5 protein-coding genes and 1 pseudogene are annotated in these 7,032 nt (G+C 78.5%); 5 read left to right on the top strand and 1 reads right to left on the bottom strand.

Features of this window, described 5'->3' with window-relative positions; translation table 11 throughout:
- From HCN52_RS19875 to HCN52_RS19865, 3 genes and pseudogenes are all read left to right on the top strand, one after another.
- A pseudogene (locus tag HCN52_RS19875) lies at positions 1-604 on the top strand (DNA polymerase Y family protein); the annotation flags it as partial.
- Positions 597-3,920 carry an error-prone DNA polymerase gene (locus tag HCN52_RS19870; protein ID WP_168089819.1) on the top strand — a complete coding sequence of 1,108 codons (3,324 nt, stop codon included), beginning with the start codon at positions 597-599 and terminating at the stop codon, positions 3,918-3,920. The pseudogene HCN52_RS19875 and the gene HCN52_RS19870, both read left to right, overlap by 8 nt.
- Before the next feature lie 65 nt (positions 3,921-3,985).
- Complete coding sequence (locus tag HCN52_RS19865; RefSeq protein WP_376767166.1) at positions 3,986-4,321, top strand: DUF2087 domain-containing protein; 336 nt, start codon at positions 3,986-3,988, stop codon at positions 4,319-4,321.
- 80 nt (positions 4,322-4,401) lie between these two features.
- On the opposite strand, the gene HCN52_RS19860 is transcribed toward HCN52_RS19865, so the two are convergent.
- Positions 4,402-5,103, bottom strand: a complete 702-nt coding sequence (locus HCN52_RS19860) for an RNA polymerase sigma factor (RefSeq protein WP_312876790.1) — start codon at positions 5,101-5,103, stop codon at positions 4,402-4,404.
- 354 nt (positions 5,104-5,457) lie between these two features.
- Here HCN52_RS19860 and HCN52_RS19855 point away from each other — a divergent pair, with 354 nt between their 5' ends.
- Positions 5,458-6,288: a DUF4397 domain-containing protein gene (locus HCN52_RS19855; RefSeq protein ID WP_168089817.1), complete on the top strand. Its 831-nt coding sequence runs from the start codon at positions 5,458-5,460 to the stop codon at positions 6,286-6,288.
- Position 6,289: 1 nt separating this feature from the next.
- On the top strand, positions 6,290-6,958 hold the full coding sequence (locus tag HCN52_RS19850) for a class F sortase (RefSeq protein WP_168089816.1): 669 nt from the start codon (positions 6,290-6,292) through the stop codon (positions 6,956-6,958).
- Positions 6,959-7,032 lie beyond the last annotated feature (74 nt).

The raw sequence follows: 7,032 nt of genomic DNA, 5'->3' as shown, positions 1-7,032 counted from the left end.
CGCCGGGGGAGCGGCGGACGGGGCGGCCACCGGGCGCGGGACCGGCGTGGTCCGGCTGACGCTGCGCCCGGCGGGCATCAGCGCCGCCACCGGCCGCCAGGCCGCACTCTTCGGCCGAGAGCCCACGCCCGAGGAGGTCGAGCGCGCCGCCGCCCGGGTGCAGGCGCTGCTCGGCCACCGCGCCGTGACCCGGGTGGAGCTGGGCGGCGGACGCGGTCCCGGCGACCGGGTGCGCCGCGTCCCCTACGGCGACGCCGCCCCGGCCCGGCTCCCCGCCGGGCCCTGGCCCGGCCGGCTCCCCGCCCCGCACCCCGCGACGGTCTACCCCGCGCCGCTGCCCGCCCGGCTCACCGACACCGCCGGACGGGAGGTGGCGGTCTCCGCCCGCGCGGAGGTCTCCGACCCGCCGGCCCGGCTCGCCGTCGCCGGGCACCGTGCCGCCCGGATCACCGGCTGGGCGGGCCCGTGGCCGGTGCTGGAGGAGTGGTGGGACAGCGCCCACGCACGCAGGATGGCGCGCCTCCAGGTCGTCACCGCCGACGGCCACGCCTGGCTGCTGGTGGTGGAACGGGGGCAGTGGTGGGCGGAGGCCGGCTATGGCTGACCGCCGCCCCGGGGCCCGCCCGGCCGACCAGGGGGCGGTCGTGGCGCTGCCCGTGCCGTCCCGCCCCGAGGCCCGCTGGGCGGAGCTGCACGCGCACTCCTCCTTCAGTTTCCTCCAGGGCGCCTCCTCCCCGCCCGAACTCGTCGCCGAAGCAGCCCGGTTGGGGATCGACACCCTGGCGGTCACCGACCGGGACGGGCTGTACGGCGCCCGGCGCCTCTCCGAGGCGGCGGCCGCCGCCGGCCTCGCCACCGTCCACGGCGCCGAACTCACCCTCGCCCCCGGCGCCCCCCACCCCACCCGCGACACCGACGACTCCATCCGCGACACCGACGACCCCGCCCGGGGCCCCGGCGCGGAGGACGCGGCCGGGCTGGGCACCCCCGTCGTCCTCGCCCGCGACCTGGAGGGGTTCCGGCGGCTCTCCGCCGCGATCAGCGCCGCGCAGCTCGCCGGCGCCAAGGGCGCCCCCCGCTACGACCTCGCCGCCCTCGCCGACGCCGCGCGCGGCGGGCACTGGGCGGTCCTGACCGGCTGCCCGCCGCTCGGCACCGACGCCCGCCACGGGGCCGCCGACCCCGCCCGGCAGCTGGCACGGCTCGCCGAGGTCTTCGGCGCGGACCACGTCCACGCCGAGCTGGTCGACCGCCGGATGCCCGGCGACAGCATCCGCAACGACGCCGTCGCCCGGGCGGCCGCCCGCGCCGGGATGCCCGTCGTCGCCACCGGCGCCGTCCACTACGCCGCCCCCCGCCACGCCCGGCTGGCGCAGGCGCTGGCGGCGCTCCGCCGGGGCCAGGAACTGCACGACGCCGCCGGCCACCTGCCGCCCGCCCCCACCGCCCACCTGCGGTCACCGGGGGAGATGCGCCGGGCGCTGGGACGCCGCCCCGGCGTGCTGGAGGCCACCCTCGCCCTGGGCGACGCCTGCGCGCTGGACCTCACCGCGCTCCGCCCCGAACTGCCCGGGTTCCCCGCGCCGACCGGCCACGACGAGGACTCCTGGCTGCGCCACCGCGCCGAGACCGCCTGCGCCGAGCGGTACGGCCGCCGCGGCGACCCCGCCGCCCGGGCGGCCTGGCAGCGGTTGGACCACGAACTGGCGGTCATCACCGAGCTGCGGATGTCCGGCTACTTCCTCATCGTGGACGACATCGTCGGCTTCGCCCGCGAGGCCGGCATCTGGTGCCAGGGGCGCGGCTCCGCCGCCTCCTCGGTGATCTGCTTCGTGCTGGGCATCACCGCCGTGGACCCGGTGCGGCACGGGCTGCTCTTCGCCCGCTTCCTCAGCACCGAGAAGGCCGGGCCGCCCGACATCGACCTCGACTTCGAGCACGCCCGCCGCGAGGAGGTCATCCAGTACGTCTACCGCCGCTACGGCCGCACCCACGCCGCGCAGGTCGCCAACGTCATCACCTACCGCCCCCGGCTCGCCGTCCGCGACGCGGCCCGCGCGCTCGGCCACCCGCCCGACCGCATCGAGGAGATGACCCGCCACATCCACCACCACGAGCCGCCGCCCGCCGACGCGCCCGTCCCCGGTGACGTCCGCGCCCTGGCCGCCGAACTCCACCGGCTGCCGCGCCACCTGGGCGTCCACTCCGGTGGCATGGTCCTCACCCGCGGCCCGGTCGGCGAGATCATGCCCGTGGAGTGGGCCACCGCCGAGGGGCGGTCCGTCCTCCAGGGCGACAAGGACGACGTGGAGGCCGCCGGGCTGGTCAAGATCGACCTGCTGGGACTCGGCATGCTCTCCGCGCTCCACACCGCCTGCGACCTGATCGACCGCCACCACGGCCGCCGGCTCGACCTCGCCTCGATCCCGCCGGAGGACCCGGCGGTCTACGAGATGCTCGGCCGCGCCGACACCGTCGGCGTCTTCCAGGTCGAGTCCCGGGCCCAGATGTCCACGCTGCCGCGGCTGCGGCCCAGGAACTTCAACGACCTGGTCGTCGCCGTCTCCCTGATCCGCCCCGGCCCCATCCAGGGCGGCTCCGTCCACCCCTACCTGCGGCGCCGCTCCGGCGCGGAGCCCGTCCGCTACCCCCACCCGCTGGCCGAGCCCGCGCTGCGCCGCTCGCTGGGGATCGCGCTCTGGCAGGAGCAGGCGATGCGGCTGGCGATCGACTGCGCCGGGTTCTCCGCCGGACAGGCCGACCGGCTGCGCAAGGCGCTGGCGGCCAAGCACTCCGCCGAACGGATCGCCGAGCTGCGGAACGCCCTGCTGACGGGGATGGCGCGCCGCGGCATCGACCGGGCGGCCGCCGAGGAGATCACCGGCATGATCGAGGCGTTCTCCCACTACGGGTTCCCCGAGTCGCACGCCCAGTCCATGGCCCACCTGGTGTACGCCAGCGCCTGGATCAAGCGCCACTACCCCGGGGCACTGCTCGCCGCGATCATGTCGCACCTCCCGATGGGCTTCTACTCCCAGCTGACCCTCGTCGGCGACGCCCGGCGGCGCGGGGTGGCGGTGCGCGGGGTGGACGTCCACGCGTCCGGTGTCGTCACCACTCTGGAGTCCGGCCCCGGCACCCCCGGCGGCCCCGACGGGCCGCCCGCGATCCGGCTCGGGCTGGCCACCGTCCGGGGGCTCGGCGCCGAGCAGGCCGAACGCGTCGTGGCGGCCCGCCCGTTCAGCGGGGTGGACGACCTCGCGGCCCGCACCCGGCTGCCCGCCCGCGTCCTGGAGAACCTCGCCACCGCCGGTGCCCTGGACTGCCTCGGCAGCGGCCGCCGGGAGGCGATCTGGCACGCCGGCGCCGTCGCCCACCGCGGGCAGGACCCGCTGCCGGGGACCACCGCGCCGCCCCCCGCCCCCGACCTGCCGGAGATGACGGCCACCGAGCGGACCTACGCCGACCTGTGGGCGACCGGCGCCTCCGCCGGCCCCCACCCGGTGGAGTACCTGCGCGACCACCTGACCGCGCGCGGCGCCGCGACCGCCGCGGAGGTCCGCGCCCTCGCCGACCGCAGCCCCGTCCTGCTCGGCGGGCTCGTCACCCACCGGCAGCGCCCGCCCACCGCCAAGGGCACCTGCTTCCTCAACATCGAGGACGAGAGCGGCATGACCAACGTCATCGTCTCCCCGCCCGTCTGGCAGCGGTACCAGCGGATCGCGCTGGACCACCCCGGCCTGGTGGTCCACGGCACGGTGGAGCGCGACCGCGGCGCCGTCAACGTCGTCGCCCACCGCATCGAACCGCTGCGGCTGGACACCCCTGCCCGCCGCAGCTCGCCCCGGACCGACCCGCCGCACCGCGTCGGCCCGCACGCCGTCGCCCGGGAGCCCCGCCCCGGGCGGGCCGGGGAATGACCCGCGTCGTCGGGCACGGCAATATCCGGTTGCCGTCCGCCCGCCCGCGCGGCAGGGTCGGCGGCGTGCCCGACTCGCCGCAGCCCCCGCAGCCCCCGCAGCCCGGCCCCGAGCCGCTGCCCGCCACCGACGTCAGGCGGCTCTTCGCCGGCGGCCGTCTCGTCGCGATCCCGCGGCGCGCCGCCCGGCGGGAGCAGCTGCTGGACCACCTCGCCCGGACCCTCTTCGAGCCGGGCGGCACCTACACCGAACCCGAGGTCAACGAGGCGCTGGCCGCGGTGCACGAGGACTTCCCCGCGCTCCGTCGCTACCTGGTCGAGTCGGGGCGGCTGACCCGCACCCGCGACGGCGGGAGCTACCGGCGAGCCGAGCCCCCGGCGGACCCGGCCGACGCCGGCTGACGACCGGGTCCGCCGTCCACTCCGCCCGCCGGGGAGGCCCCGTCGGGCGGCACGGCTCCTCTCCGCCGCCGGCCCCGGCCTCACGGTGCCGGCGGCTCCAGCAGGGCGCGCAGCGTCCGCAGCCCCCGCCGGGTGTGGCTCTTCACGGTGCCCAGCGGCAGCCCCGTCAACTCCGCGATCTCCGCCTGCGTCAGCCCCCGGTAGAAGGCCAGCCCGAGCACCTCCGACTGCACCGGTGGCAGCCGCCGCAGCTCGAGCACCACGAGCATGCGGTCCAGCGCCTGCTCCGGGCCGGGGGAGGCGCCCGCGTGGGGGAGTCCCGCCGCCGGCAGGGAGCCCGCAGCCGTCACCAGGTCGGCGCGGCGCGCCCGCTCCGCCAGCGCGTCCGCGATGACGTGCCGGGCGATGCCCACCAGCCAGGCCGCCAGCACGCCCCGGTCCGCCCGGTAGCGGTGCCGGCCCGCCCACGCGGCGAGGAAGACCTGCTGCGCGACGTCCTCCGCCTCGCGTTCGTCGCCCAGCGCCCGCCGCGCCAACGCCAGGACCAGTGCGCTCCACCGCCGGTACACCGCCGCCACCGCGGCCTCGTCACCGGCGAGGAAGGCGCCGACCTCCTCCTCCGCGGGGTCCCCCATGGGGGACCCCGCCTCGCCGCGGCCGTCCTCGCCGTCCCGCTCCGGTGCGTCGGCAGTCCGCGCCGCGCCGGGGGCCTCGCCGCGCGCACGGCCGGTCGTCGGGGGCGTGGCGGACGGGCGGATCGGGGGTGCTGCGGGATCGGCCATGAGCCGGACCTCCTGGGCCGCAGGAGCGGTGGGGAGCGGGCGGGGCGGTGGGGCGACGGGGCCGCACGCCCACCCTGCGGGCGCGGCCCGGACGCGGCAATTCCCGGCCGCCCCCGCGGCGGGGAAGCCCGCCGGTCACCGGGGGCCGTCGACCGCGGCGGCACGGGCGTCGGCGCGTCCGCTGCGCCGACCGGGTGCACGCTGGTCCGAACGGGCGGAGCGGGCCGGTTCCGTCGCAGGTCAGCGCGGTGACGAGGAGACAGCGGCCCCCCGGGTGCATCCGAGCGGGTGGTGCGGCCGGAAGTGGGGGCGAGGTTCCGCACCGTGCGGAACCGGACGAAGGGACGTCAGACGATGAGCCTCCGCATACCCACCGCCATCGCCGCCTCACTCGGTATCGGGGCCCTGGCCCTGGGTGCCGCCGGACCCGCGGTCGCCCTGCCGCAGGCCGACACCGCCGACCAGGCCCTGGTCTCCGTCTTCCACGGCGTGCCCGACCTGCCGGTCGACGTCTACGCCAACGGCGAGGAACTGCTCCCCGACTTCCAGCCCGGCACCGTGACCGACCCGGTCGCCCTCGACCCGGGCAGCTACGACATCACCGTCTTCCCCGCGGGGGACGACCCCACGGGCGAGCCCGCCCTGCAGAGCACGGTCGAGGTCGGCGCCGGCGACAACGCCACCATCGCCGCGCACCTCTCCGCCGACGGCACGCCCGAGCTCGACACGTACGTCAACGACACCTCCGCCGTCGCCGCGGGCAAGGCCCGGCTGACGGTCCGCCATGACGCCGCCGCCCCCGCGGTCGACGTCCGGGCCGGCGGCGAGGTCGTCCTCTCCGACCTCACCAACCCCGGTGAGGCCACCGTCGAGGTCGACGCCGGCACCGTCTCCGCCGACGTCACGCTCGCCGGCACCGACACCGTGGCCATCGGCCCCGCCGACCTCGACCTCGGCGAGGGTGCGCTGACCGTCGTCTACGCCTGGGGCAGCGCGGAGGACGACAACCTCGCGCTGGCGGTCCAGACGCTCGACGCCGAGCACGGCACCCCCGGCCACGTCGCCGCGGGCGGGAACGGCGCGGCCGTCAACTCCCCGGACGCGTGGCCCGCCTGGAGCGCCGCCGGCCTGGCGGGTGCCGCCACCGCGTTCCTGATCGCCCGCCGGAACCGGCAGGACGCCTGAGGTGACCCCGCCCGCGGGCCCCGGCCCCCGCGCCCGGCGCCCGTCCACCCGCGGCCCCCGCTCCCTGCTCGCGCAGGGGGCGGGGGCCGCGGTGGCGGGGGCCGTGCTGCTGGTCGGCCTGTCGGTGACCGGCGGGGGGCCTGACGCGCCGGCGGACTTCGGGGCCCCGCCGGCCGACGCGGCGGAGGAACGGGCCAAGCCGGCGCCCGACTCCGCGGCGGCGCCCGACCCGGTGCGGGTGCACGCTCCCCGCGTCGGACTCGACGCCCCGGTCACCGCTGTCGGGGTCGACGACGACGGTGGTGCGGCGGTGCCGACCGACCCGCGGGTCGCGGGCTGGTACCGCTTCGGTCCGGCACCGGGGGCGGCGGCCGGCTCGGCGGTGCTCATGGGGCACGTCGACTCCGCCACCGGCGACCTGGGCGAGTTCGCCGCCCTCTACGACCTGCGGCCCGGCGACACGGTGCGGGTGGACCGCGACGGGGGCGCCGTCCCGGTGGAGTACCGGGTCACCGCCCGGGAGACGGTTCCCGCCGACGCCCTGCCGGACCGGGTCTTCGACCGCGGCGGCGACCCGGTGCTGACCCTGGTCACCTGCGCGCCGCCCTACGACGGCCGCGACGGCTACCGCAACACCCTCCTGGTCACCGCGGTCCCGGTCGACGACTGACCGCCGCGCTCCCGCGCCGGGCGGGTCGAACCGGCGGTCTCCCCGTCGCCCGGCCGGTCCGCCCAGGCCGGCCG

Origin of the sequence: Streptomyces bohaiensis, from assembly GCF_012033785.1 — a bacterium.
In the GTDB taxonomy this organism is placed as follows: domain Bacteria; phylum Actinomycetota; class Actinomycetes; order Streptomycetales; family Streptomycetaceae; genus Streptomyces; species Streptomyces bohaiensis.
Note: the sequence above shows the minus strand (reverse complement) of the source record. Positions and strands in the feature narration are given on the sequence as shown.

Coding starts and splice junctions, on each gene's coding strand:
- HCN52_RS19870 (WP_168089819.1), top strand. CDS start 597: ATGGCTGACCGCCGCCCCGGGGCCCGCCCGGCCGACCAGGGGGCGGTC.
- HCN52_RS19860 (WP_312876790.1), bottom strand. CDS start 5,103: ATGGCCGATCCCGCAGCACCCCCGATCCGCCCGTCCGCCACGCCCCCG.
- HCN52_RS19855 (WP_168089817.1), top strand. CDS start 5,458: ATGAGCCTCCGCATACCCACCGCCATCGCCGCCTCACTCGGTATCGGG.